The organism is Pseudanabaena sp. CCNP1317, assembly GCF_034931345.1.
GTDB lineage: Bacteria > Cyanobacteriota > Cyanobacteriia > Pseudanabaenales > Pseudanabaenaceae > Pseudanabaena > Pseudanabaena galeata.
The window spans coordinates 47,234-72,792 of sequence record NZ_JAYGIF010000058.1 but is presented as its reverse complement, the minus strand read 5'-3'; the positions used below and the strand labels follow the sequence as shown (position 1 = coordinate 72,792).

At 39.9% G+C, this 25,559-nt stretch carries 20 protein-coding genes; 5 read left to right on the top strand and 15 right to left on the bottom strand.

Going from position 1 to position 25,559, the window contains the following annotated elements; translation table 11 throughout:
• Positions 1-4 precede the first annotated feature (4 nt).
• Positions 5-226, bottom strand: a complete 222-nt coding sequence (locus VB775_RS12440; RefSeq protein ID WP_281010140.1) for a hypothetical protein — start codon at positions 224-226, stop codon at positions 5-7.
• A gap of 209 nt (positions 227-435) precedes the next feature.
• On the opposite strand from VB775_RS12440, the gene VB775_RS12435 reads away from it, so the two are divergent.
• The 3 genes from VB775_RS12435 to VB775_RS12425 all read left to right on the top strand — a co-directional run bounded on the left by VB775_RS12435 (position 436) and on the right by VB775_RS12425 (position 3,897).
• Positions 436-1,194 (top strand): HAD family hydrolase, encoded by a 759-nt coding sequence (locus VB775_RS12435; protein ID WP_281010141.1) that lies wholly within the window; start codon positions 436-438, stop codon positions 1,192-1,194.
• A 793-nt stretch (positions 1,195-1,987) separates the two neighbouring features.
• Entirely contained in the window at positions 1,988-3,751 is a 1,764-nt protein-coding gene (locus VB775_RS12430) for a hypothetical protein (RefSeq protein ID WP_281010142.1), read from the top strand.
• The gene (locus tag VB775_RS12425; RefSeq protein ID WP_281010143.1) at positions 3,751-3,897 is read left to right on the top strand and encodes a hypothetical protein; all 147 of its coding nucleotides are present in this window, start codon (positions 3,751-3,753) and stop codon (positions 3,895-3,897) included. Before VB775_RS12430 ends, VB775_RS12425 begins: the two co-directional genes overlap by 1 nt.
• A gap of 748 nt (positions 3,898-4,645) precedes the next feature.
• On the opposite strand, the gene VB775_RS12420 is transcribed toward VB775_RS12425, so the two are convergent.
• From VB775_RS12420 to VB775_RS12365, 12 genes are all read right to left on the bottom strand, one after another.
• A complete protein-coding gene (locus tag VB775_RS12420) occupies positions 4,646-4,930 on the bottom strand; it encodes a ParA family protein (protein ID WP_281010144.1) in 285 nt (94 codons plus the stop codon).
• Between the two features lie 768 nt (positions 4,931-5,698).
• Positions 5,699-6,073 carry a hypothetical protein gene (locus VB775_RS12415; protein ID WP_175358434.1) on the bottom strand — a complete coding sequence of 125 codons (375 nt, stop codon included), beginning with the start codon at positions 6,071-6,073 and terminating at the stop codon, positions 5,699-5,701.
• The gene (locus VB775_RS12410; protein WP_281010145.1) at positions 6,064-6,825 is read right to left on the bottom strand and encodes a ParA family protein; all 762 of its coding nucleotides are present in this window, start codon (positions 6,823-6,825) and stop codon (positions 6,064-6,066) included. The genes VB775_RS12415 and VB775_RS12410 overlap by 10 nt, the downstream gene beginning before the upstream one ends.
• 139 nt (positions 6,826-6,964) lie before the next feature.
• Positions 6,965-8,116, bottom strand: coding sequence for a cysteine desulfurase family protein (locus VB775_RS12405; RefSeq protein ID WP_281010146.1), 1,152 nt, complete (start codon positions 8,114-8,116; stop codon positions 6,965-6,967).
• A 113-nt stretch (positions 8,117-8,229) separates the two neighbouring features.
• Complete coding sequence (brxL, locus tag VB775_RS12400) at positions 8,230-9,654, bottom strand: BREX system Lon protease-like protein BrxL (RefSeq protein WP_281010147.1); 1,425 nt, start codon at positions 9,652-9,654, stop codon at positions 8,230-8,232.
• Positions 9,655-9,662: 8 nt separating this feature from the next.
• Positions 9,663-11,885, bottom strand: a complete 2,223-nt coding sequence (locus VB775_RS12395; protein WP_281010148.1) for a hypothetical protein — start codon at positions 11,883-11,885, stop codon at positions 9,663-9,665.
• Entirely contained in the window at positions 11,885-17,296 is a 5,412-nt protein-coding gene (locus tag VB775_RS12390; protein ID WP_281010149.1) for a hypothetical protein, read from the bottom strand. The genes VB775_RS12395 and VB775_RS12390 overlap by 1 nt, the downstream gene beginning before the upstream one ends.
• Positions 17,297-17,325: 29 nt before the next feature.
• The gene (locus VB775_RS12385; protein WP_281010150.1) at positions 17,326-17,754 is read right to left on the bottom strand and encodes a hypothetical protein; all 429 of its coding nucleotides are present in this window, start codon (positions 17,752-17,754) and stop codon (positions 17,326-17,328) included.
• Complete coding sequence (locus tag VB775_RS12380; protein WP_281010151.1) at positions 17,744-18,580, bottom strand: DUF4007 family protein; 837 nt, start codon at positions 18,578-18,580, stop codon at positions 17,744-17,746. The genes VB775_RS12385 and VB775_RS12380 overlap by 11 nt, the downstream gene beginning before the upstream one ends.
• Positions 18,581-18,585: 5 nt before the next feature.
• Positions 18,586-19,191 (bottom strand): Uma2 family endonuclease, encoded by a 606-nt coding sequence (locus VB775_RS12375; protein WP_281010152.1) that lies wholly within the window; start codon positions 19,189-19,191, stop codon positions 18,586-18,588.
• A gap of 25 nt (positions 19,192-19,216) precedes the next feature.
• A complete protein-coding gene (locus tag VB775_RS12370; RefSeq protein WP_281010153.1) occupies positions 19,217-20,005 on the bottom strand; it encodes a phosphoadenosine phosphosulfate reductase family protein in 789 nt (262 codons plus the stop codon).
• A gap of 2 nt (positions 20,006-20,007) precedes the next feature.
• Positions 20,008-20,379 (bottom strand): hypothetical protein, encoded by a 372-nt coding sequence (locus tag VB775_RS12365; RefSeq protein WP_281010154.1) that lies wholly within the window; start codon positions 20,377-20,379, stop codon positions 20,008-20,010.
• A gap of 63 nt (positions 20,380-20,442) precedes the next feature.
• On the opposite strand from VB775_RS12365, the gene VB775_RS12360 reads away from it, so the two are divergent.
• Positions 20,443-20,688, top strand: a complete 246-nt coding sequence (locus VB775_RS12360; protein ID WP_055073591.1) for a ribbon-helix-helix domain-containing protein — start codon at positions 20,443-20,445, stop codon at positions 20,686-20,688.
• The gene (locus tag VB775_RS12355; protein ID WP_281010155.1) at positions 20,667-21,038 is read left to right on the top strand and encodes a type II toxin-antitoxin system PemK/MazF family toxin; all 372 of its coding nucleotides are present in this window, start codon (positions 20,667-20,669) and stop codon (positions 21,036-21,038) included. Before VB775_RS12360 ends, VB775_RS12355 begins: the two co-directional genes overlap by 22 nt.
• Here the strand turns inward: VB775_RS12355 and VB775_RS12350 are convergent.
• Both VB775_RS12350 and VB775_RS12345 read right to left on the bottom strand, forming a co-directional pair.
• Positions 21,033-24,635, bottom strand: a complete 3,603-nt coding sequence (locus VB775_RS12350) for a hypothetical protein (protein ID WP_281010156.1) — start codon at positions 24,633-24,635, stop codon at positions 21,033-21,035. The two genes, VB775_RS12355 and VB775_RS12350, sit on opposite strands and share 6 nt — an antisense overlap.
• A complete protein-coding gene (locus VB775_RS12345; RefSeq protein WP_281010157.1) occupies positions 24,636-25,559 on the bottom strand; it encodes a DUF4007 family protein in 924 nt (307 codons plus the stop codon).

Below are 25,559 nucleotides of genomic sequence, written 5' to 3'. Positions count from 1 at the left end.
CTCTCTAAAAGTCAAAGTCGATTTCTGATTCTTGTTGATTTGGTGTAGTTTCGGCTAATTTCGGCTCTGCTACTTTTGCCTTTGTCGGTTGTGGTACTGCGTTTTCGTCATACAGGGAATATCTTGATTCATAGCGTCCGATATCGTCAAAGCTGGCTAGTCCTTCGCTCAGTAGCTCTTCATAGGTATAGCCTGAATTAATCATTGCGCTAATATTTGTTCTCATTGATGTCTCTCCAAATTTATTTGTACGGAATTGAGTTTTTAGTCAAACGGCTCTAAAATATCGGGTTTAGGGATTTCTCTTCTTGTCAATATTATAGTGACTGGAAATAGGAATTTCTTTACTCGCGAACAATCGCTAGATTTTTTGTCAGATTCTTTACGATATATTAGATCGACTTTAGCTTTTTTCTGGATTTAGTTTCATCTTCTATGCCCTTATTTCCTCTCAATAATATCAACTTGTCCGACATTCGCTTAATTGCGTCCGATGTTGACGGCACTCTTACCCAAAATGGAAAATTCTCTTCTGATTTCATCTCGACTCTTATCGATTTACAATCAGCAGAAATTAAAGTCCTATTGGTGACTGGTCGCTCGGCAGGTTGGGTCAGTGCTTTGGTGAATTATTTACCTATCGAAGGGGCGATCGCGGAAAATGGGGGAATCTTTTTGAAACCAAATGGAACTCAAGATTTGCTTTCTTCGATTCCCAATTTGTCTAGGCATCGCATTCTATTAGAAAATACTTTCCATCACATTAAGCAGCTATTTCCGAATCTTCATCCTTCTGCTGATAATCAGTTCCGTATTACTGATTGGACTTTTGATGTCAATGATTTATCAACCGATGACATTCAATCCATCTCTTCCCAATGTCAACAAATGGGTTGGAGTTTCACTTATAGCAATGTCCAATGTCATATCAAACCAATCCATCAAGATAAGGCTACTGGGTTGCTGTCAGTGCTAAGCAACCATTTTCCTGAACTCAATTCGCAGCAAGTGCTAACTGTTGGCGATAGTCCCAATGATGAAGCGATGTTTGATGCCGATTTATTTCCCATCTCGGTCGGTGTGGCAAATGTTCGCCATTATCAAGACAAGATGCTGCATTTACCCAAGTACGTAACTCAAGCTTCTGAGTTTGCTGGGTTTTCTGAATTGGCAAAATTATTACTACAAACGTAAAAAGCGGCGCATCGCGCCGCTTTTTATTTTTTGGGAAGGACTTACAACTTAGCGATCGCCTCTCATCAATAACAATTGCATCAGTTGCAGTGCTTCATAGATTGCTAGGCTACACATTGTCCATGATGATGCATCAATGCCCTTGTTAGCTCAGCCTCTAGCGGTAGTGAAACTCTTAACCTATCTTAAACATTATGAAGTCATTGCAATCAGTAAAGTGGTAAAAACCAGAAATGGCATGGATACTGAAAGCACTCCTTGTTCAAAAATAGTGCCGCAGATGACATTATGGCAATCCTGACCCGAAATCGACCCCAACTACAATAAAATTCTGAGATTTAATGCAACAGATTTTCTGCGATCGCTGTATGCTAAGTGTGTATTATTAATGTGACAACTTTATCTAAAGGAGATTAGTTAACTAGTTTTCCCTTCCACATCAAAAAAGCCAGTGGGTCCAATCACTAGCTTTCTTGTAAACCCGAAGGTTTTATTAAATTCAATATCCAGGAATGGACAGATGTTGCTTTAGATCGGCAATTTTGTTCAGCGCTTCTCTATATCTTAACGCAAGATACAAGTTTAGCAATAGTTTTCTATGGAAATTTTTAAAATTCAGCAAAAAACTATAATTGCAGCGTTGAAATAAACACAAAAAATCTGCTCATTTCCTGATTGAAGCCCCTACAACCCTTACAATCAGGACAATCTAGATGACATTAAATTTGCGAGACTTGCCACAGCAGATCGAGAAAGCGATCGCCCGTGACAAGCAAAAAAGAGGTCAACGAGCATGACCTCACAGAAAGATCATGTTTGTAACACTGTCGATCCAAAATTTACGACCAAAGGCTTAGCAGCAAACACATTAACCACAACAGAATTAGTAGCGCAAACCTTTGCGAGCTTTTTCCCATATTCGTGGAATTTTATCTACGCCAAAAATATAGATCGGACGAGCAAACCCGAATGGAAAACCGAAACGCGCTATCCGATTACAGGAAGGCGACTGTACGACTATTGGGCAGATAACGAAACGCTGATCGGCGTAAGATTTGACAACCAAACCGAATATGCCATGCTCGACATCGACAAAGGCAGCCCCTACCACCCCAACAACAACTACGAGAAATTTAAAACCGTACTGCTAGCCCTAGAAGACATCGGACTAGTCAGACCGCTAATCGTGCAGAGTTCGCATAGCGAAGGACTGCATATCTACTATCCCCTCTGGCAAGAAGTACCCAGCTTCGGCATCGCCTGCGCGATCAAAAGCTGCCTGCAAAAAAACAACTGCGAAATCGCCTCAGGAATAATCGAGAGCTTTCCGAATACAAAAAAATACGACTCAGAATACAACGGACATCGACTGCCCCTGCAAACAGGCAGTTACCAACTCGACAACGACCTCCAAATTATCGGACGAGATCTAAATCAATTTGTCGAAACATGGCTGACCGTACAAGAGCAGCAAGACATCGACCTATTAAAACAGGCGATCGCCGAAGCCAAAGCCAACTATCAACCACCTAAAGACAACCGAAAAACGATCCAATGGCGAGAAGACCTCGAAAAACAAATCCAACAAGGATGGACAGGACAGGGACAATCCAACGAACTACTATACCTCATGGGCAAATACGCCCGTGTATTTTTAGGCTGTGAAGAAGACGAAGCGATCGTCGAATACATCACCAAAACAGCGAGAGCCGCCGCAGGATTCCTAAAATTTTGTGGCGATATCAAAAGACTCGAACAAAAAGCCAAAGACATCGCCAAATGGTGCATGAAGAATCATTTCCCCTTTGGCAGTAAAAAGGGAGAACAAACAGAAAACGAAAATGAAAAAACAGAAACCCAAAAAGCCCAGAAACAAGCAGAAAGGCTAGAACGCATCCGCACAAGTGTAAACGAGCTAAATAAAGCAGGAGAAATGCCAGAAACAATTCGAGGGATGGCACAAGCGATCGCCAAAACAGCAAAAGTATCAGTAGAAACCCTATACGAAAACAAACAGATATGGCATCCAGAATTCACCGAAACGAGTAACAGCATAAATACAAACAATTCCGCCCCATCCCCCACCGCGATCGCCCCCCCGAACGAACAAGCTGAAACCCAGACAGAAAGTAGTGTTACAGAAAAAGCCCTATATAAAGCGTTAGCCTCTTCTGAAACGCCCCTGCGAGGGCAAGAATTGCCAAAATTTGCCAATGTTGATTTTCAGGTCGCAACGGACTTGCCAAAGTCGCCGCAAAAAACTAGCGATCCGATGTGGATCGAGACTCATGGCAGGCTAAGTCAGCCAAAAGCTGAAATTTCTAAGGTCGCAATATCTCAAAATCTATCCCCTAAAACTGCCAATGCTGATTGCTTGCGCCCCTATCAACCTCCAAAATCTGAACCTATGTCGGCAATTGGAAGCAGGATAGGCTATCTCAAAGCTTTACTAGAAACGCCTATTTTGCGTAGGAGTAAATCTGCATCGGAAATTGCTAGCTTGCAAGCCGAACTGGAAAGGCTAGAGCGCGATCGGCAGACATACTCCAGTCCCTAATGGGTGTAGAGACAGGATTGGTGGTGCGGTGCGGTTCTGAGAAACTAGCCCGTAATCGGGCGATCGCTCTCTGGATGGTGACAAGATTTATTTCTTATCGGATTTCACTCTTGGTGATATTCCTATACTTTGATCAAGTCTGGTGATATCACTTCTGAGGCGATGAAACCAAACCTTTGCTCTCTATGGCTACCACGTTAAGGTGCAAAAATAGCGAACGTAGATTGGTTGTTTCAGCTTTCAAAAATCCATTTTCTTGGACTTTTGATATGGTGTTTTACAGATCTATATCGCTGGAATTATGTAAGCTCGTTATTCACCTTAACAGCTTTAATCTTGAATCAAGATGCATGATTCAAGATGCATGATTCAAGATTAAAGATTTTTGAATCATACTTGAGCTTTTAATCCATGATCATCATTGCTCAGAATAATTTATCAAGATTGCTTACTCAATCTTGTTTTAAGAATCATCAATCAAGATTCTTGAAACAAGATTGCTAGTTGTACATATCTAGTAATGACTATCTGCTGAAGCTAATTTTCTCTGCTTGCCTAAAAAGTAAGATTTGGTTGCAGTTTACTGCAAGCGATCAATGTGGGCAACGCATAAAAAAGAAAAATTTTGCACTTAGCGTATAAAAACTTAGCTGATATGAATGTTAAATGCACCATGATTCTGGCACAGGTCATCGCACTGAAATCAAGAATATCCAGTGACAACATCCAAGGGCAGAAAGTAGACTTTTTGCACTCTCTAAAGTTTGAATTTTAATTAGAATCTTGATTCAAGATTCAAGATAGTTGAATGTAGTTCTTCCTTAGAATGCTTGAACCCATACTTCCTTAGCAATCTTCTGAACGTGCTTTTGTTTACCTTGTTTCAGCAAATTATCAAGAATCATCATTCTTGATTGATGGTTCTTGATTCTTGATTAAAGATTCTTCTTCGGGTTCGGTCTTACTAAAGATACCTTGAGCTAGACGGTTGTTGCCTATTATCGATCTCTTTAGAGCCATTAATTCCCTATACGCTTTTGCTCCTATTCCGTTGGAATCGTATTCAAAAATTGAAATTCCATGACTTGGAGCCTCACGCAATTTCACAGTTTCAGGAATCACGGCTTTAAACATGCGATCGCCAAAATGATTATGTAAGGATTTCTGCGCCCAGTGCAATTTTCTCCGATCCTTCGTGTGTCATGCTTTGACAAATTATTAAGCTAGTTGTTTAGTCTTTTTCAAGAATCTTGATTCATGATTGAATAGTCTTGAAATATTTTCTGTATGAGTTTATTAACGATATTGTGAGAGTCTAGCTACTAATTATTTTGGGTAATTAAAATGTTGACCAATCTTGCATTATGTAAGACTATCAATATCTAAAAGTAGAGTTAAGATTCAAGAATATTTAAACTTGATTCTTGATTCAAGTTTAAATATTCTTGAATATAGGATTTCAGGCGTTGCAGAGTTTAGTATGAACCAAAGATTTCTCAAAGGCTAGGAATAAGATTCACCACAAACTCTAATTTCTAGAGTTGGTATATTTCATACTTAAATCTGCAACGCCGGATTTCAATTGCATAAATTATTTTCAATCTTTAAGTTGTTACTTTTTGAGCGAATTTTCAAGCTAGAACGAACAATCTTGTTTCAAGAATAATTAATCAAGATTCTTGAAACAAGATTGTTCAATGTACTAATCTAGGAATGGCTACTCCTTTCCCACTCAAAAAATAAGCACACGATTAGTCCCCAGAACAATCTTTGCCAAGGTGAGTTCACGCCTAAGTAAGTGCCAAATTTTATTCAGGGAAAGGAGTATAGCTGAAGCAAATTGTCTCTGATCGCTTAAGATTTGCTTGAAGTAAATCTTAAGCGATCAATGCAATTGAATAGTGTTGTGGGTGCAAAGCACTTGCAATAGAATTATAAAAGAATCTATTAGTTATCTTGAAACTTGATTCTTGATTCAAGTTTCAATAAGCTTGAACGTAGGTCTTCCTCAGTCTGGATTTCCTCCCAGTCGATCGGCATTGCTCGAAATAATTCGAGCGCAGCTTGAACCCATACTTCCTTAGCAATCTTCTGCCCGTGCTTTCGTTTACCTTGTTTCAGCAAATTATCAAGCCAGTCATTTAATTCGAGTGACAGTCTAAGATTAATTTTTTCTTTTTCACCATCAATCAAGAATGATGATTCTTGATTGATGGTTATTGATTCTTGATTCTTGATTAAAGATTCTTCTTCAGGTTCGGTCTTACTAAAGATACCTTGCGCTAGTGGATTGTTGCCTAATGCCGATCTCTTTACTGCCATTTCATTACCTCATCAACTAATTCCCTATATGCTTTTGCTCCTGTCCCGTTGGCATCGTATTCAAAAATAGATAGCCCATGACTTGGAGCCTCACGCAATTTCACCGTTTCAGGAATTACAGCTTTAAACATGCGATCGCCAAAGTGATTATGTAAGGATTGCTGAACTTCTTTGCTCAAGTTGTTGCGTCCATCGAACCGAGTCGCAAGAGCGCCAGCGATTTGTATTGGATGTTCTAGAGAGTCTCGTATTAATGAAAGAGCGCGTTCGATTCCCTTGATTCCAAGTAAACCGAGGTAGCTCATGTCTACGGGAATAACTACACCTTCGGCAGCCATGAGTGCATTGATTGTAAATACGCCAATGTTTGGTGGACAGTCAATCAAGATAAAGTCATATTGCGCTTCGACCGACGCGATCGCTTTCCTCAGTAACAATTCTCTACCTGGCAGTCCCGAAATTGGGATCTCTTCTTCGGCAAGGAGAATATTTGATGGAGCTACATCGACACCCGAATTAGTTTTAACAATAATTTCTGACAACTTAGCGTGACGCTGAAGAACATCTTTTAACTGTTTTTGCAGGTGCCATATTTCAATGCCTAATGCTGCTCCAGCATTTCCCTGCGAGTCAATGTCTATAATCAAAACTCGTTTTTGGTGAAATTTAACTAGTCCTACGGCTAGGTTATAGGCAGTTGTAGATTTGCCTACTCCACCTTTCATATTGAAGACAGATAGCTTGATAGCCATTATTGATCTTGATGAAAGTTCAAAAGCAATAATATAGAATCTTTAATCAATAGTCAAGACTCTTGAAAAATATAATCAAGAATCTTGAATTAAGCCTTTCAAGATTCTTGAATTTTTGCTTTTCCTATCTGTGAGCAGCTTAACCCAAAATAATTTGTTGAGTTTTATGCACTGCTGCAATCAAGATATTTGCTGCACGATCAATTTCTACATCGGTTGTGAATTTGCCAATGCTAATTCGTAAGGCTCCTTCAATGAGGTTTGTGGGTAGGTTAATGGCTTGCAAAACATGAGAAGCAGCCTCAACTCCTGATGCACAAGCTGAGCCTGTCGCGATCGCCAGTTGATCGCGAATTCTAGCAATGATTGCTTTATTGGGAATATTGGGGATAGAAATATGCAAGTTTCCCGCCAATCGGTTGATGAGATTGCCATTGATCACAAGTTCAGGAACACTCTCTAGTAATAAACATTGGAGGCGATCGCGTTTAGCTGCAATTACTTGTTCATCTTCTAACATTTCTAGTTGGCGCAAGCGGCAAGCTTCACCCAGACCAGCAATTCCAGCAACATTGAGCGTCCCTGCTCTGATCCCTTTTTGCTGTCCACCTCCATAAATTAATGGTTGGAGATGATAGCCTTTACGCAAAATTAAGGCTCCGATGCCTTTAGGGGCATACATTTTATGTCCTGATAGCGTCAGGTAGGTAATGCCCCAGTCTCGAAAGTTAATGGGAATTTTGCCAACCGATTGGGTGGCATCGCAAAGAAAGGGAATGTCATATTGTTGCGCGATCGCCCCGATTTCTTGCACAGGGTAAATCGTGCCAATCTCGTTATTGGCTGCCATCACACAAATTAAATCTATTCCTTGAGAGCAAGTTGTTTCTAAATGTTTGAGGTCTAGTTTGCCTTGGCGATCGACTTTTAAAAAGATTATCTCGGCAATTCCCCATTTAGTTAGGGCATCACAAGTATCAAGAACAGCTTTATGTTCTAAGGGTAATACTGCAATTTTGAGCTTATGGGAGATAGGTGATTTTTGGGGTAATCCTTGTAGAACCAAATTAATGCTTTCGGTTGCACCAGATGTAAAAATTACTTCTCTAGGTACGGCTCGGACTAAATCGGCGACTTGTTTGGCGGCTTGTTTGACTGCGCGATCGGCTTTGTCTCCGTAGATATGGTCAATACTGCTAGCATTGCCAAATTCTGTCAGCATATATTGCATGACAACTGAAGCGACACGCGGATCAACGGGTGTGGTGGCGTGATAATCGAGGTAAATCATTAATTCTAATTCCCAAGTAAAGATAATAGTAAGAAGTGACTAATTTTCCTTTCTTACCAGTCATCAAGTCCATATACTCCTTCCTCAATATTAAAAAGATTAGCAATTCAAAATTACTTTACCTCCGCGATAATTTCCTTCCCAGATTGTCTAAATTCATCATCAAGGTTATACATAATTGTGCGGATAGCTTGGCGCATTTGTAGTGCTGGCTTTAGGCAGTCACTCTCAAAGTCGGATAAGGTTAGTTCAAGATGGGGATAAAGAATTTTCAAAAATCCCGATGCGGATTTATAAATGGCATTTTGATCGCGAATCGTTATACCTTCATCAAATTTGATATGTTGTTGAACATAACTCATATAACGATTGTCTTGCCTCATAGCCAATAATACTTCCCCGAAAAAGTCCATTTTTAACCCTACTTGGGAAGCAACCATATCACCCCGAAATTTGGGTATTTCCCAGCCAGGAGAAATTCCTGCAAATCGATCTAGAAAAGCTGTTTCAGATAAGAAAGGAGGTAAATCGACAAGTAGATTATGTTCATTGCGGGGACGTAAGTTTGAGTCTAGTTCAATATTAGCAAGCAGTACGAGAGAACAATCACTACTAATATCTGCAAAACCTGAGCGATTATATTTATTACTTGCTAAATAGGTTTTTAATGAGCCAATAACTTCTTCTGGGTTGGTAAATACTAGGCTTTGGGCTTCGTCAAGGATCACGACATCATGTCTTCCTAAGAGTCCAACTTCTTTAGTTGATCCGTTAATAAAAAGCTGTGCTGGAGTAACTTTACCTCCGCTAATCAAAGAAACTTTGCTATTAATATTTTCATATATGTAGCTTTTGCCAGTCCCTTTGGGGGCAAGTTCCATCATGTGATAGTTTTGCTCAACAAGGGGTAAAAGACGAGCGAGCATCCATGTTTTTGCTGTTGTCGTGTAGCTGGGATGTTCAGGATTACAGCCCATTGAGCAAAGCATAAGATCTCGCCATTGCTCTGAAGTGAACTGAGATCGGGTTTTAGCATATTCTGCTAAGTTTATACTGGAACATTGAAAAGGATCGAAGTCAATTACTTCGATCGCATCATCTGCACCTCTAGCAAGGCTGATTTTGCCCCAGACCCCTTGCCGTAAAAGCATTGTATTGTTTTCAATTAAGTCATTAGAGATTTGACATTTTTCCATTTTGAGAGATGGAATTCGTGCAACGGGATCGTGGATTTTGTTTCCCGCAGTATCTACTTTTACCCTTACCTGCATTAAGGAAATTAGTTTATAAACTTCGCCCTTATGAATATGAAAATTAATTAAATTGGCATCATCTTTACGAGGAAAAGCTTTCTGGACAAATTCGTTAACTTTTTCTTGTTCAGCTAGGGTTAACTTACCTCTTCCAGGGACTAGTTTATCGACTAGCCATTCTGTAACAAATTTGGGCGCGATCGCACTTATATTGGCAGGTAATCGACTTTTATCAACACTTAAGTTGCCAAAAACTTCGCTAACTAATTCACAGTCGTATGTCATAGGGTTTACTACCAGTCTTCAAGGATATCTTTTTTAAATCCGCTACTAAAAATTTGTTGAATCGCGATCGCTGAGGTTGGCTCAAGGATGGCTTGAGATTTCTCAGCATCGGCAAAGTAAAATATTAGCTCACCTGTTAGGTTTAGGCTGTTGTTCTTTGCATCTGGCGGAACTTCTGGGTAAGTAATGATAATCGAGTGTGAGACTCTTTGATGGGCAGGAACTGAGGGTAAGTCGGCGAAACCATTTTTCAAGCTAGGAATTTCACTAATATATAGACTCAGTGCCGTTAGGGGAACGGAGTTGTGAGAGTTGTCGATAGAAATAATGATTTCGCCAGATTGTGCTGCTTTGCCTGAGCCTGAGCAGGTGACAAATATGGGCGCTCTGGTAACGACTGTAGTTAGTACAGAAACTCCAACTACGACTTCTTCGGGATAAAGTCCGCCATGAGTTCCTAGGGATTCGCCAGCTAGATTTCTATTAAATGAGCCTAGACAATATGCTCCTTTAACAATACTGATGTCATAGGGTAAACCAAATCGCTCTTGGTCAAGCACGATGAAACGTAGATCTTCAGTATTACCGATCGCCATTCTACCCTTTGCATCTAGATGTGTTGGATATTCTTGGATTTGGGCTACTTCTCCCATCATTTGACCATGATCGCTGGCAATGACTATTTTTAAACTATCGGGTCGAGGATGTAATTTGACACAATATTTGATGTGTTCTGCAAGAGATCTCAAAACGTTAGGTCGTTCTACTTCATAAAGACTCTGCCAATCTCTTCCAGAATGATATAACTCGTCTAGCTTTTCTGTATCCCAGCAATAGATGTGATCGAAGCCTTGCTTAAGGGCAGGATAGAGTTGAGTTTCTCTTTTGCCATCAGTATATCTTTTGCCTGTTCCTATTTTTTCAAAAACCTTAGTGAGGTCGGCGCTTACTTTCCATTCAGAATCATCACATGTAAGCTGAGCATAGAGACTCCATTTGGCATATTCGGTTTTGGTGGGTAGTATGCTGAATCTTGGGGAAATCGCGGTTGCGATCGCTAATTCTTTGGTTTCAGTCAGATATTGCAGCAATTCTTGATGGTCTAACCAGCCTAAGCCATCGATGACAACCCAAAGTATTGGGGATTCTTGATATAGGTTCTGCACCATCGCCGCAACATTGTAGTTGAGTTGTGATTCGGCAACTGGGGAAACTCGTAAGGTCGCATAATGCTTAAATATCCATGCTTCAAAGCTACTGGCGAGATGATCACTTTGTCTCTGTTCGATTGGAAGTTGTTCAGTAACAGTTTCCCATTTGCGAAAGGGTAAGTAGGAATTAGTTACCCAGTCAAAGGCGGCTCTGTAGTCGGCATCTATGGCAAGAGGGACTGGAGTGTCAGGGGGTAATATGGATCGTAACTCCTGTCGCTGTTGCGGACTCAGTTTAAGCTTTGCGAGTCGAGTTTCTAAGATCAATATAGAGCGATCGCGCATGAGTCTGTAGGCGATCGTCGAGATGCGATCTAGTCCGACTTGGTTAGCAGTCAGGGAGTTGATTGCATCCCCATTGGTTTGGATAATTTTCGATGTCCAATAATTATCAAATTCAGAGGCGATCGCATCGGGAATTGCGAGAGGGTAATCTCCTAGATCTGGAATATTTGGTTTGACAATACCAAGCCACTGTTTTAAAAGTGTTTGTTTATCATGGGTCTGGTAATACTGACCCAGAATATTATCTTGCTCTGCTTGGCGATGTTGCCATAGTTTTTCCATAGGTTGATATTCACTGGGAATTTGAGTGGTCAACCATGCCGCAAGATTTTGCGGGGATGCTGATTCATGCCAGATTTGAGGATTGCTATCACTAAGGTCGGCTAGTAAAAATGCAATTGGGTTATCTTTGGGAAATTGAGAGAGCTTGAGTTCAAGGGTTATTAGTTGTTGGTCTGTCCAATCGTCAGGTAATGGCAATGGATCAAAAATCGATTCTAGGGCGCGACGTGGTGATTGTTTGGTTTTTACTAGATCAGTTTTTTCCCATACTTCTAACCATTTAAGTGTCCATTCACAGAGGCGATCGCCAATTATCCAATATGGTGAGTTACTCACTCCAAAAGATTGTATCCACTCTACTTCAGTTTTAATAGCAACATATCCAGACTCAACTGGATAGAGTCCCGATGAGTCTAAAACTATTGGTTGATTAAGGCTGATAGGTTCTATCATTAGGAGTCCTCACCAGAATATTCGAGAAGTTCGGCTAATCGTTTAAGCAAAAGTTCTCGTTTAGTTTTTGGTAGTTCTTGAAATAGATCAAGAATTTTTTCTTCGCGATCTAGATTTTTAATTTCATTACAGAAATTAGTTGTTTCTTCTAGAAACTGCTTTTGTTCTGGTTCTAGAAGTTGTTCATATTGAAAACGCTCTTTAATACGTTTTAAAAGCTTATTTGACTCTAAGATTTTTTCAGACTGATCTTCAATTTGCTCGATCGCTGTCCTTTTTTGTTGAATGCGATCAAACCAAGATTTTGCTGATTTACGTTGGCTTTCTTGCAGGGCTTGTTGCTTGGTTGTTAACTCTTCAAGCTTTATCTCAAAGCGTGATCGCACTGCTTGGATAATTTCTGAGTTATCTTGTTCCCATTGATTCAGCCTTGCAATTTCTGTGGCACAGTCTTCAGGGGTTTCTGTTTTCTGTGATTCAAAAAGCTGTAAGAGGGATAGTAATAAATCCGCTTCAGTTGTAACAGTATCGTAATCCTGTACTTCTGTAGAACCTTGATAAAGGCTGGATGAATCGTTTAGTTGCTTACGAACTTGTCTAACTTCTTTGGTTGTTGCAGCATTATTTAGCCCATCCCTAAATTCGGTAAGCTTGGATAGATAACTCAGTTTTCGCTGAAGTAGAGAGTCTTTGAGAGATTGTATGCTCAAGGCAAATCTCTCAGTTTCAAATAATTTTGTTTTAACGTAATCAATTTGGGTGATCGCATGATCACAGGTGGCGATATTATAAGCACGATCAGCAGAAGCTAGATCCTGTATTTGCGTAATATTTTTAATGTCCTCATCAAGTGTATTGATGAGAGATTCAAGTTGTTGATAGGCTGCAAATTGAGAGGAGTTGCTAAAAATATGATGTTGCTTATTGTATGTATCTCTTAGTCTTGTTAATTGGCTAGATTCATTGACTAATGATAGTTCTTCTTGTAAAGATGCGATTTTATGTATGTAGTCATTAGCCTTATCCTGCAATGCTTGGATCTGACCTTGAACCTCTGTGGCATGATCTTCAGAAAAATTAAGTTCTAGACGTTTAGTTTCTATTTCAGAAATCGCTTCTTCACATAGGTGTAGTGTATTTATTTTTGCTAAAGAATGTTGACGAATTGATGCCATAACTTGATTGTCATGAATCCGTTTTTGCAACAAGTTATATTGCTCTTCTAGCTCATTAAGAGCATTATTTAGAGGGATTCTAAAAGAGGTCAACTCATCTGATCTAGCAGCTACGTCTTGTAACTTAGGTAGTAAAGATTTAAGCTGTGTATAGTTTTTAGAGTTCTCTTCTAATCTACGACTGCACAAATCAATTATTTGAGATAGTCTTTGTTCTATAAGTTTAAATGACTCTGATTTGATATTGCCTAACTTATGCTCAATTTGCTCATCATCGGATGATGAATCTAATTTTACTTCTGATAATTGCAAATAGTACTTGATATACTCAAGCGGACTATTTGTATTTTTGATGTCATTGAGTTTAGCTTTTGCTGTGACAAGTAAGTTTTGTATTCCTTGCTTTTCATTTTCCTGAGTACGACGCTCAAGAACAATATTATTTAATTTCTCTAGTAGGTTATGTAAGCGATCGCGACTCAGTTCATCGGTGTAGCGAATGCTTTGGGTAGAAATTTTCTGTTGAAGAGATGACGCTTGATCTCGACTCATCGAAATATCATATTGAGACTCCCATTCAGCAAGTTGCCTAACTAAAAAATCTTGTTTTTCTTCAATGCTGTCAACAATACTACGATATATTTCTGTTTGTTGAACATTAGGCAAATCGTTCGCTAGTGTATCAATCTGGTTACGGATACGCAGATAGTCTTGTTGATTGGCAGTATCACTCAACGTTGTATAAACTGCTTGGATTTGGGTTTTGCAAGCATCAACTTCTTTACTGAGTCTGATCTCTGTAATCACTCTTTCTGTCTGTTCAAGAGCTTTTTGCAGACCTTCTATAAATCTAGATGGAATGTTCTCGATTTGCTTGAGTTGATTGATAGCTTGGGTTAGGTTTGCTTTGTGTACGCCGCAAGCTTCTTCTGTTGTTAACTTTGTATGGCGATCACCTTCGAGTGCGATCGCTTCGCTAATTTTTTCACGAGCAGACTGTGAGGCTTGTGTATAGCGTCTTTGCTGTTCTGTTGTGCAAATAACTGTAAGCCCATTTTCAGCAAAGTCGATAAGCGGACTTTGCAAATCTGAGTATAAATCGGTAAATTCTGAGACATCAGCCCATGAATTGATAGATCTAGATTCTATTAACTCCTCTATTTTGATTACAGGTGCAAAATTCTGTTCAATTCGAGAACAGGCGATCGTTAAAGATTGCTGATGCTCGACTAGGCTCTGGTATTTATCTGGAGTTCCAGAAGTAGCTATAAAATCAGAAATCTCTTCACACTTCTGCCTAGCAAGATCATAGGTATATGTTTCTAATGCTACTGGAGTAATAGAAGGCTTACGGCGAACTATTCTAGGTCTTTGTTTGATAATCCATTCACTAATAAACTCTTTAGGCTTATCAAGAATATTCGTACTAACCCAGCTCTTTATTGGTTCGATCTTAGATCTAACCTGTTCTGATTTCTTTTGAGGAATCCCAAAACTACCTTCGAGCAATACTTCATTGCGATGATACGCCAGCCATGCTGCGAGTAAAATAGTAAACGTGTAAGCGTTGTAGCCATAAGGCGGAGAAGATAGAATTTCCCAGACTTGATGAAGTTGGGTAACTCTATCAGCTTGTTCTCCTAAAGCTGTTAATTCTGAAATCTTGTCCCAAGCTTTTCTAACGTCTTTTTGGGTTGGAATTGCAACTTCATATTTCTTAGTCTTTAGACTAAATCTCAATACTCCCCAAGATTTTACATATACTTCTACAATGTTTTTGTAAGCGTTTTCTAATGCTTCAGGGCGCAAGTCATCTTCTAGGATTCGCTTAGCAATAAATGCGTTACCTGTACTACCCTTTGCGCTTTTTAAGTAGAGTTTGTCATTGCCCTCAATCGGAGGAATGAGTGAATAAGCTTGTTCTAAAATTTCGCTGATAATGACTGAGATGTTAGTCTTGTCACCTTGTGGGACATCTTCAATAATATGAGAATAGAATCTGAATGATTTGAAAACTGCCTTAATTTCATTCTCAATCTGTTTGACGTATTGACCTTTGATTTGACTGAGGGCAGCGCCGAATTCTTGCGGTTTGAACTTGTCAGCACACTGTTGCTCTAGCATTAACTGTGCTAATTCTTCGATTGGACGCTCAGCGATCGCTACAGCAAATTGGTCGCGATATGAATGCTTTTCGATTAGCTTTTTAATGTCTTTTTCGAGTAGTAATATTTCTTCGCTGGTTTCAGCAACTACATACGCAACGATGCCTGATTGGTCAGTGGTTTTAAATGGCTGATTTTTTTGAAGCTGTGATCGTAAACTTTTGACTGAGAATACCTTGTTTTGAAAATACCAATCTTCGGTGCGTAATTTCTTAACATCTATAAATTGTTGGGGAACAGTCATTCCTTTCCCACTTGTATATACGCCAATGTTCTCATTGAGATATTTTTCTACGTCATCAATAAAAAACTGTCTGTTCTTAGCTTCTTCCTTGATCCGAACTCGTATTTCATCAATGCCTTTACCGCCGCTATAAAACTTGTAGGTATTGTCACCGAGGTTAAGATAGATCAATTCTCTATCTTTACAAAGTTTCTTGATGGCTTCAGCAATGCGAATTGGAGATAAACCCGTTAAAGTTTGAAGTATTTCTTCATGCTTTTCTTTGTCAGCTTTTTTCAGCCTGTCTCCACTTGTGTAAAAAAGTAATAATGCTTTGAGTACAGCAATTTCATCTGGATCAACATCCGATGATTTTTCGAGTTTGTTTATAGAAGATTTGTAGTTTGAGAATTCAACAATGAATTCAATGTTTGATTCAGGATTAGCAAAGTTACTTTCAAATGCGTCAACTAAAGCAATAGGATAGATAAGATTTAGTTGGTTGTTTTTTTCAATTGGTTGACTGGTAATAAAGTCTTTGACTTCCTTCTGGATGAAGTCAATTACAGATCTACCTTGGGCAAAAGATAGATTGCAAAGTAAGTAAGAAGTAAGCGGATGTAAAGGAAAACAGCCGATCGCCAAATGTTTATAAAACTCATTATGTTTCCAGCCAAGTCCTGTATAGTATTCTTCGGCGTGTTTTCCAAAGACTTCTAGGCTTTTTCTTTTTAAATCATTTTCCCATTTACTCCAAAAAGATTGCCATTCAGACGTTGCTTTTCGTTGGTTTAGTAGACCATCAAGAACTAGCTCTAAACTAGCCTTGGGGTTATAGGTGCTAGAAGTGATTTCAATTCGAGAAACTAATCTTTTGTAGTCTTCGCTATTTTTGGGAGGTGTAACTCCACTTGGTTTGCGTTGAGTGAGGCTGACTAGTGCAATCTTACCTTTGTACTTTTCGCAAGCATCGGTAATGCTTTGTAAAAATAATCCGCCTGAGCCTGCGGGGTCAGTTGCCCAACTCCGTAGATATTCGTATAACTCATCAAATAAAATTAGAACTCCTTGAAAGGTTGCATTTTCGCCTTTACAGAGGTTATTTATCAAATCATCAATAATTTTTTCGATTTGAATATTGCTATCAAAATCAGGATTAACGCCTTTAATATGAGTACAAACTTGTTTAACTATCGGAATAACTTGAAAATCATTTTGAGTCAATCTTATTTCAAGGTCAGTAATGGTTGTAGAGCAATTACTTTTGAGATAAGCTTCAGCTTTTTGACGTTCGGTGAGGTCTAATTTTGTTTGTAAAAACTCTAGTGGTTCGCGGCAAATTTGTTGAGCGATCGCCCCAGTAATTCCATTTGCTTCAAGTTCTTTATTGAGTACTTGAAAAAAATGTTTTCGCATATCTGTAACAGCTACAGCACTCAGGCAAATTACTAAATGCTTACCTCGTTGTTTGTATGCTGTTAAAGCTTCGAGTGTGGCATTATTTTCACTCGTTGCATATTTTAATTGTTTTAGGATACCTTGTACTTCGTCTCGTTCATGAGGAAGCTTAAAAAAGTTGGCGACAGTCAAGGCAAAGTGAGATTTTCCTTTTCCATATTCTTGAACTATTAGATGGACATTTGGATTACTAGAGCTATGAAAACTATAGCGAATTACATCAAGAATACCGACAGTTGTATTTTTTATGCGAGTCTTGTCAATGTCATGGTTGAAAACGAAGCCTCGACATAGTTTTAAGTTTTTTTCGACATCATCCATTAGCCCAAAACTGACAGATCGGGCGACTAAACCTTGTTGATTGATTTCGATTAGTTGATTGAGTAGCATAATGATTTTGGATGACTATCGGTTAAAAATTAAATGCGTTGTAGGCGATCTTCTGTCCAAATGGGTGGAGCAAGTTTGCTAGGTAAAAGAATCCAAAGAATATTTTCTAGATTACGCTCGTAGAATAACTTTTGCCAGAAAAGTGTAATTCGGCTTTCTGGTTGCACATAGAGGTAAGTAATTAGGCAGTCTAGATCTCGTAAGATTATAACTTTTTGAGAACTTGTATTACAAATTTGTCTAATGGCATTTAATTCTGGATCTATGTTTTCGTGCAAGGCGAGAAAACTGCTGCTTGGAGATATACGTTTTAGTAAATCTTGGCGATAGCTAACTACTTCAGCATCGTCAAAATAGGCAAGCGATCGCAGTTCATGCTGATCAAACTTATCCCATAGCAACAAGTGCGGTTTGTCTGAGGGCATGGCTTCTCTGAGCTTAAAATCTTTAGTCTGCATAAGCTTTCTCCAATAGGTCAAGAGGATTATGCCAACGGCGGACGGTTTCGGCGGGGGAGACGGCGCGATTTTGCTCGATGATGGCTTTGGCTTCTAGCCGATCTAAAATCGTTTGAATTGAATCCGCGTTAATGCCCAGAACCTCTGTTAGTCCTAGTTTTTGCTGTAAGATTTCACGAGTCTGTACAGAGTTAGTGTCGCCGAAGTCTCGTTCCCAAAGTTGAGTTAGCAAGTAAGCAATTAGATAGTCATTAGGTTGGTTGGCTTGTGCGACTACAAATTTGTCTTTTTCAGTGGCTTTGACAAAGCCGCAACCAAAGAGGGCATGTGGTTCTGTGTAAGCACGCAGCAAAATGTTGAGGTCTTTGGCAATATTTTTAGCTGCTTTGGTAAAGACTGAGCCAGCATAGCTTTCGAGTTCTTGACGAGTAAAGTTTTTACGTTGTGGCAAGAAGCTATAAACAAACCATGTCCAGCCGCCCCACTCGGCGGGATCTGGGGGTGGGGTGGCTAGTCCTTTGTCGCTGAAACTGAGATAGAAGTGCATGAGCCAATCGGTGATGGGTGATTGGAGATAAGGATCATGTTTGCGGGCGATCGCGCCTTGTGGGGTGAGTTTGCCTGTCTCTTTATCAACTAATCCTGAACGAATAGACCAAGATTTAATTGGACCAACTTTTTTATTCCCTAAGCCAGTTTTAGCCATGAGATTTTCTTGAGAATCCTTAACTCCTTTTTCTTCTTCTTCAGCAACTTTGACTATTCTTAAAATATCTTCTTTTTTGAGTGAAAAAGTTGTATGAAAGCTGAGATTTAGTTCTGACATAAGTTTTAGATAGAAAAAATTGTTAGTGGTGTCAACTGAAGTTCTGGAAAAGTTGGAGAAATAATGCGATCGCTATCAAAGAACTCAGTTATGTCATACCAACCATCGGAATTAATTAAGACAGTGACTTTTGCCTCTAGCGGATCGATGATCCAATATTCAGGGATATCACGGGCGGCGTATTCAGTGCGTTTGGCTCGGTAGTCAACGTTTTTTGTGGAAGGGCTGATTACTTCGATGACAAGTAATGGTGCGGATAGATCAAAATCAATCACAGCTTCACGCTCTTGCAAAGCTTGCCAATCATTTCTCTGCATCACCACTACATCAGGAATCCTGACGGTATCTAGTCCAATGCCACGAGGACAACGTACTCCGACAATGCCTTGCAATGCAATCCAAGGTAAGCCAGTGCGCTCAATTTCACCATCAAGATCTCTTTCTAAAAACTTAGTAATTCCGCCATGTTTTCCAGTGGCTAATGACATTGCTACAAGTTCTCCGTCAACTAGTTCATATTTTGTGTCAGACCCGTCAAAGTAAGTTAGGTAGTCAGCAAAAGTGACTCTAGACTTGGTATTTTGCGTGGTTTTTGCGATCATGATGGTCATACAACTGTCCTCTCAAGAGATTTAGTTACAAATGGCAAGCTAAACAAGGCATTTCGTCATCTTCATCGTCTAGTACTGATTCTAATACTTCGGCAAGACTAAGCTTTGGTGATGTTTTCTTTTCTCTGGCGATCGCCTTTTCATGGTCAGCAATAACTTGGTCTTTACGGGCAATCAATTCTAAGAGGGTTTCTCCTTGAGTCCAAGTATACGTTCTTCCATCCTTATGATCTCTTTCATAGGCGATCGCTTGAGCAAATTCTTCAGGATGTTTTTCAGCAAGTTTTACCCATTCATATTTACGCTGAAAAAAGCAAAAAGAACAGCCTGATCTACTCCGCCACTCATAATAACTAGGTAATCCAATCCCACTATCATCAAGAATGTTAAGAATATCTGCCTTGACTAAACCTCTATCTTTAAATGGATAAACTGGATAAATATTTGGTTGTGCAGATACATAACCTTCACGATTTTCATCTGCTCTTATGCCAATATAACTAACGGCGTTGTCTTCTCCTACAAACTTTTCAAGAGGTTCTATTTTAAGCTTGCGTGTACACCATCTTACTCTTGGCGATGGGAGAACACCATTAAATACTTCCAACCAATGATCAAAATCTCTTTCAGCATTTAGATATTCAATTTTGATTCCTAATCGTGCCTTGATCCTTTCTAAATACTCGTATGTTTCAGGAAGTTCTTTGCCTGTATCACAAAAGAAATACTCCATTTGTGGGACTTCTTTGTGCATCAAAATTGCTAATGCTGTACTATCTTTCCCTCCTGATAATCCTAAAATGTGTCTAGTCATAATTAGTTGTTTTCTAAATCTTCTAAGTCGAATAAGTAATCATATAAAGATGCTTCAAAATCAATTGTCTGTAGATTTGATTCGTTATTATCTGAGTCATTTTGCTCTAATAGAGTCCATTTATTACCATCCTTATAAAAATATTTATTAGGAGATGAATGATCTTTTGTTTTGCTGCTATGTTTCCAAAGAGCGTTATACACCATTCCTTGTGTATCATCCGTATTAAAATGATAGAGATTTTTCTCTACGATCAATTGACAGATCTCTTGGCAAGTCATTGTGCGATTTGTCTCACCCATCACCTCTAAAATCGCCTGAGCTATAGTCTTTTGTTTTATTTTTGTATCGCTACTCCCAGATATATCACTCATAAATTAGAAAAAAATTTTAGATACTAATAGTATGATACATATAGTTAGTGAGTATTGGTAATTATGTATCAACGAATTAATATTACGCTGCCTAATGAAACCTTACAGCTACTCGATCGCATAGCCCCAAAAGGCGATCGTAGTCATTTTATTGACCAAGCAGTAAAGTACTACATTAATGCCGAAGCAAAAGAAAATCTTAGGGAAAAGCTCAAACAAGGTGCAGTCCGATGGGCCGAAAGAGATCTAGGTATTACCCAAGACTGGTTTAATATTGATGAGGAATCATGGCAAAACGCCAACAGGTAACACTTCCCAAGAGAGGTGAAATTTACCTAGTAAACTTTGACCTCATAGTTGGCTCAGAAGTTCAAAAAACTCGTCCAGCACTTATTCTCCAAAATAATATTTCTAATCAACATAGTCCGATTACTATTGTTGCTGCCCTCTCATCTCAATTTGATGCTGAGATATATCCCATAGAAGTTTTAATCACGCCACCTGAAGGGGGACTGAGCCATCCATCAGTAGTTTTACTCAACCAAATTCGATCTATTGATAGACAACGCCTAGTTAGGCGACTTGGTGTTGTCTCCGATCAGCTAATGGACTGTGTAAACAATGCAATTCTAATTAGCTTAGGCTTAATCGATCTATGAGCTTTTGGGGGATCTCTTTTGACTTGATACCTTTGTGGAAATTAGATTGACATCTTCTAGCAGTCGCTCTCCCAAGACTTTCTCAGCCAATTTGGCAATTAAAGCTTGTTGTAAACGATTGCTACCTTGCACGATCGCTTCATTCAAGATTTTTTCTACCAATGGTTCGAGGCGATCGCTATCTTCGCGATCAAGCCAAACCAAGCGATGAACCTCTTGACCATCAGGACGGGCGATCGTGATTCTACGAGCATCAAATCCTTTGTTTTTTGATGCGACCATCCCCTTTTGCAAAGCCTCAAGATTAATAAAGCGACGTGCTAAATCGCTAAGCTTTGGTTCAAAACTAGTCATGTCTGCATCAGTCCAAGATTCCGCAGGCTTGTCCACCACAATCATCAGCAAAGACTCCAACCATCGGCGATCGTCCGCAGTTTCATCGGCAGCCGCCAAAACAAATCGGCGCAATGTTCGTTCCAAACAAGATTCAACCAAATAACTCGCTCTAACCTGCAAGTCTTCCCTCAACTTCTCACTACTTCGCCGCACTCCAAAAGCCTCATGCAAAAGGTTTTGACAATCAGCAAGTAAGCGATCGTAAGTAGTTTGAACTTCATGTAAAACTTGAACTAACTTACCCTTAAACTGCTTTGCAATCGTACCGTCATCAGCCTGACCAGCAACGATCGCATCCAGTCCACAAGCAACAGGTAAAGATTGGAATAGAAGTACATCGGGTTCTTGAGCCTTTTGTAAGGTGCGGACAACAGCCTGAGCTTCAGTACTAATGCGCGTTGTTTTTGTGGTGTAAGTAGGCAGCTTCTTGACAAATTGGAACAATGGCTTGACTACTGATAGCATCGTGACATTGCGAACGTTCGCAGGTATCTTTTTCTCATTCGATTTGGCACTAGACGATCGCAATACATTTTCTAACTCACGGAAGACCTGCGATCGCAAGCCCACTATTTCAAAATGCTTGACCGCAAAGCGCTGCGGATGCTTTACCAATAATTCAAAATGTTCACTTCCCAATACGGGGATAAAAGTTCCATCTTTATAAACGCTGACATCATCAACATGATCTAAAAACACTGCTGCTAAAAGAATGGGAATTACACCGCGCTTTACCCCATAGGGCGGAGCATCAAGGATTGCATAGAGTTGATCAATTGTGCGTGGTTTCTCCAAAGATTCCAAACAGAAGTTCTCAATGGCTGTCCATACTGGTTGCATCGGCGCATAGCTGGGCGGATAAAATCCCCAAGCTTCACTTCCTTGTCCATCTCCTTGACGATGAATCTTCGTTGAGTTTAAGACAGAAGTGTAAATGCTCACTTCTGGACTATTACCTGTTAAACCCAATTGAGGGCGATCGCCATGATCTAACATCGCCTGAATTAACGTTCGTAAAGCTCTGACCATTTGCGAGCTTAACTCGCGGCGGTTAATTAACTCATTCCACAGCGTCAGCCCCTTGTGATAAACGCGATCGCAAACTGTTGACAATTTGGAATTAAAGTCAATGGCGCGACTAATTTCGATCCGTTCTCCCTCGATCCAACAGACATTCCCCCATCCATTTTGCTGCTGATTCATTTCAAAGGATTTTCCTAGATCTTCATCAAAGATTCTCTTCGCCTGTATCAGCCGATGACGCACTTCTAAGGTCGCCACACGATCCTGTTGTAATCCCTTGGCTTGACTTTGAATTTTTTGGAGCGCCGTATATTCCAGAGCCGCCATTTGTAAGAACTTGAGATTAGCCGCCATGACCACAATTAAAGGCTTCCCGTCACTGGTGATGCTGGGTAACGACTGCGGCGGCTCGGCACTTACCCAGTAGCCAATCATGCCATCAAAACTATAGTGTGAGCAGCGCAATTCTGACCACTTCGCATCAGCATCAAGATAGACTCGCTCAAAATAACGGGTTGTACCAGTGATGTAGCTGTGACGCTGGGCCACCACAGGCTTTAACTTAGAAATACTAGTTAAAATCTTGGCTAGGGGGGATCGCTCTTGTTCGATATGCGTCGTGATCGCGCTTTCCACATCAAAATCTGAGCCTTCCCAGATCCTTAATTCATCAATTTGTTTGCGATGGTGGAGAATTCCCTTTTGATCGAGAAATTCATCAATTAAATTATCAATCGCTACTTGCCGAGACTGGTCATCTTGCTGATTACTAATGTGATCGCACAACGCCCACTTCACCATCCCTCGCGAAGCCTTTAACCCACCCGTCGAAGTGATCAAATTCAGAATGCCCACGGTCTTGAGTAGCTTCACTCTTTCTGTATCCAGATTACTAGCATCACTAACTAAGTTCTGAATCTCTACCCACTTTTGTAATTGGGGACGGTTGGCTAGTCCCATTCCTGCGGATTCGATAAAGTAGTCATAAACGCGATCCAGTTTTAACAGTGGGATGCGATCGCCATCAAAGCTAAATTCCTTGAGATAACTCTGTAAGCCATAGGGTTCAGCGCTAGTCAGAAATGTAAATAATGAGCGATCGTTCTGAGCATAACGAGTACAAAGAATTGGTAAGACCAAAGCCGTGATCGGATGCAAAGGATAAGCCGCCGCTAAGAGTTCGGGCGAAATATCCTCAATCTGCGATCGCATAACCTCGCACCAATCTTTTGCTTGATTTTTGATTAGAGCATCATATTTTTTAACTTGTTTAACAATAGATTTATCAGCAGACTCATGATCAGGGCGGGCGATCGCCTTCCCAATTAACCAAGTCATCTGTCGTGGTGACTCCGTAAAAGGAATATCTTGAAATCTCCCTTGAATCTTTGCCCATTCATTACGCTGTAAAGAAGCTAACCTTTCGCCATAGTCAGCAAAAGATTGATGTAATAGACCAATGAGATAAAATTTTAAATCGAGAGAACGCGAAGCATTCTCTCGATTACTGGACTGTAATTCTGCTAATTGCTGTAATAGATACAGGTCTGATTCGCTAGGGTGCAAAGACGCATATTCTAAGTTTTTGCCCAACTCATCAATAATCAAAATCACATCAGTTTTGACTGCTGCAATAACTTCTCGAATGGTTTGCAATGCTTCCTTACTATCAACTTTATCTCCAAATGCAATTTTGCCTGCCAAATCCACAAGCCTAGTAGCGATCGCGGGTTTATGCTTACTCTTATGCCAAAAACGACTCGCACCATAGTCCAATGCTCGAATAATTGTATGTGCTAGAGGTTCTCTCTGGGCTGTAGCGATCGCCTTAAAACAGCTGTTTTCAGGCAAATTCTGATCTAACTTTTGAAAATCTGTTTCTGTGAGTGCTTTTTGAGCAATCGCCAAAGCCTGCTGTTTAACTGACTCTTCCCCCGCGCATATGCAAGCCAAAAAGTGAGCAAAGGCAGATTTCCCCGTACCATATACCCCTGTTAATGTAACTGCTTGTGTCTGCCCAGATTCTGGACTATTAACCAAAATTTGTTTGAGTGCGTACAGAGATCTATCTGTTAGTACATAACCAGCTACTGAGTTAGGGTTGTCTAAATCTCGCTCTAGATTAATCGATCTAGCATAACGGCGATCAAGTTGAAAGTATTCTGACAATTTAAACATTTAAGGTCTGTAATATCTATTTAAAAGTGTGTGACTAAGCTTTGCGGGATCTTGAGTAAAGGACATCTGAATTATGCCAGCACTGTCAGAAAAAGTAATCTCATTACACCATCTTGCTACCTGCTCGATCGCATCACAAATGGCAGCCTCTGACAACTTAAACACTGTGCCTGGACTACCTTCATCAAATAATAAACTCGATAAAGAGATTGTCCTCTGCGTAGTATTAACCGTTTTCGCAAAATCTAGACAAGCTGACACTAAGATTTCATGAGGGAGACTAGTTTTTGCACCTGTGCGAAACAAATAATGCTTAGCATCCCCTACTCGCTGAATCAACCCTAACTCTGCAAAGGGACAGTCTAAGTTATCCTCATTCAAACTCAAATCATCACCTTGTCTAACATACATTCTCAAAAGGCAAGTGATATCTTTTTTTAATGAAGCCTCCACAGTGCGATTACCTGCCGCATCACGATACTGAATGAGCATTAACAGCAAGTCATCAACAGTAAATTCTGTTTGACGTAGGTTATTGAAAATTGCGTACCACGCTGAGGCTTTACAGGGTTGTTGCGATAGATGCCAATGCAATAACCACAGGGAAGCAGTATCTTCTAAAAAGGGATCGTAACCATCTTCACCTAGTAATAATCGCCCAAATTGTGATGTTTGAGGTGATGACTGTCCTGCTCGATCGTCTTCAATAAGCTTAAACGCTCCACACCAATAGCGAATCGCCTTCGCCATGTTTTTTCCTACCCCTAGCTGAATGTGAGCATCTTCCTCTAAAAAAATGTTGGAGTTAGCATGAACTGCCTCAAATCCTTTCTTTAGCCAGCCATAACGAGGATAAAATGTCTCATGTCGAGCAAAAATTAATTCCGTGCCGCTAGAAGTATTGCTGTTGATAGTCTGAATCAT

Coding starts and splice junctions, on each gene's coding strand:
- VB775_RS12440 (WP_281010140.1), bottom strand. CDS start 226: ATGAGAACAAATATTAGCGCAATGATTAATTCAGGCTATACCTATGAA.
- VB775_RS12435 (WP_281010141.1), top strand. CDS start 436: ATGCCCTTATTTCCTCTCAATAATATCAACTTGTCCGACATTCGCTTA.
- VB775_RS12430 (WP_281010142.1), top strand. CDS start 1,988: ATGACCTCACAGAAAGATCATGTTTGTAACACTGTCGATCCAAAATTT.
- VB775_RS12425 (WP_281010143.1), top strand. CDS start 3,751: ATGGGTGTAGAGACAGGATTGGTGGTGCGGTGCGGTTCTGAGAAACTA.
- VB775_RS12415 (WP_175358434.1), bottom strand. CDS start 6,073: ATGGCAGTAAAGAGATCGGCATTAGGCAACAATCCACTAGCGCAAGGT.
- VB775_RS12410 (WP_281010145.1), bottom strand. CDS start 6,825: ATGGCTATCAAGCTATCTGTCTTCAATATGAAAGGTGGAGTAGGCAAA.
- VB775_RS12405 (WP_281010146.1), bottom strand. CDS start 8,116: ATGATTTACCTCGATTATCACGCCACCACACCCGTTGATCCGCGTGTC.
- brxL (WP_281010147.1), bottom strand. CDS start 9,654: ATGACATACGACTGTGAATTAGTTAGCGAAGTTTTTGGCAACTTAAGT.
- VB775_RS12395 (WP_281010148.1), bottom strand. CDS start 11,885: ATGATAGAACCTATCAGCCTTAATCAACCAATAGTTTTAGACTCATCG.
- VB775_RS12390 (WP_281010149.1), bottom strand. CDS start 17,296: ATGCTACTCAATCAACTAATCGAAATCAATCAACAAGGTTTAGTCGCC.
- VB775_RS12385 (WP_281010150.1), bottom strand. CDS start 17,754: ATGCAGACTAAAGATTTTAAGCTCAGAGAAGCCATGCCCTCAGACAAA.
- VB775_RS12380 (WP_281010151.1), bottom strand. CDS start 18,580: ATGTCAGAACTAAATCTCAGCTTTCATACAACTTTTTCACTCAAAAAA.
- VB775_RS12375 (WP_281010152.1), bottom strand. CDS start 19,191: ATGACCATCATGATCGCAAAAACCACGCAAAATACCAAGTCTAGAGTC.
- VB775_RS12370 (WP_281010153.1), bottom strand. CDS start 20,005: ATGACTAGACACATTTTAGGATTATCAGGAGGGAAAGATAGTACAGCA.
- VB775_RS12365 (WP_281010154.1), bottom strand. CDS start 20,379: ATGAGTGATATATCTGGGAGTAGCGATACAAAAATAAAACAAAAGACT.
- VB775_RS12360 (WP_055073591.1), top strand. CDS start 20,443: ATGTATCAACGAATTAATATTACGCTGCCTAATGAAACCTTACAGCTA.
- VB775_RS12355 (WP_281010155.1), top strand. CDS start 20,667: ATGGCAAAACGCCAACAGGTAACACTTCCCAAGAGAGGTGAAATTTAC.
- VB775_RS12350 (WP_281010156.1), bottom strand. CDS start 24,635: ATGTTTAAATTGTCAGAATACTTTCAACTTGATCGCCGTTATGCTAGA.
- VB775_RS12345 (WP_281010157.1), bottom strand. CDS start 25,559: ATGATTCAGACTATCAACAGCAATACTTCTAGCGGCACGGAATTAATT.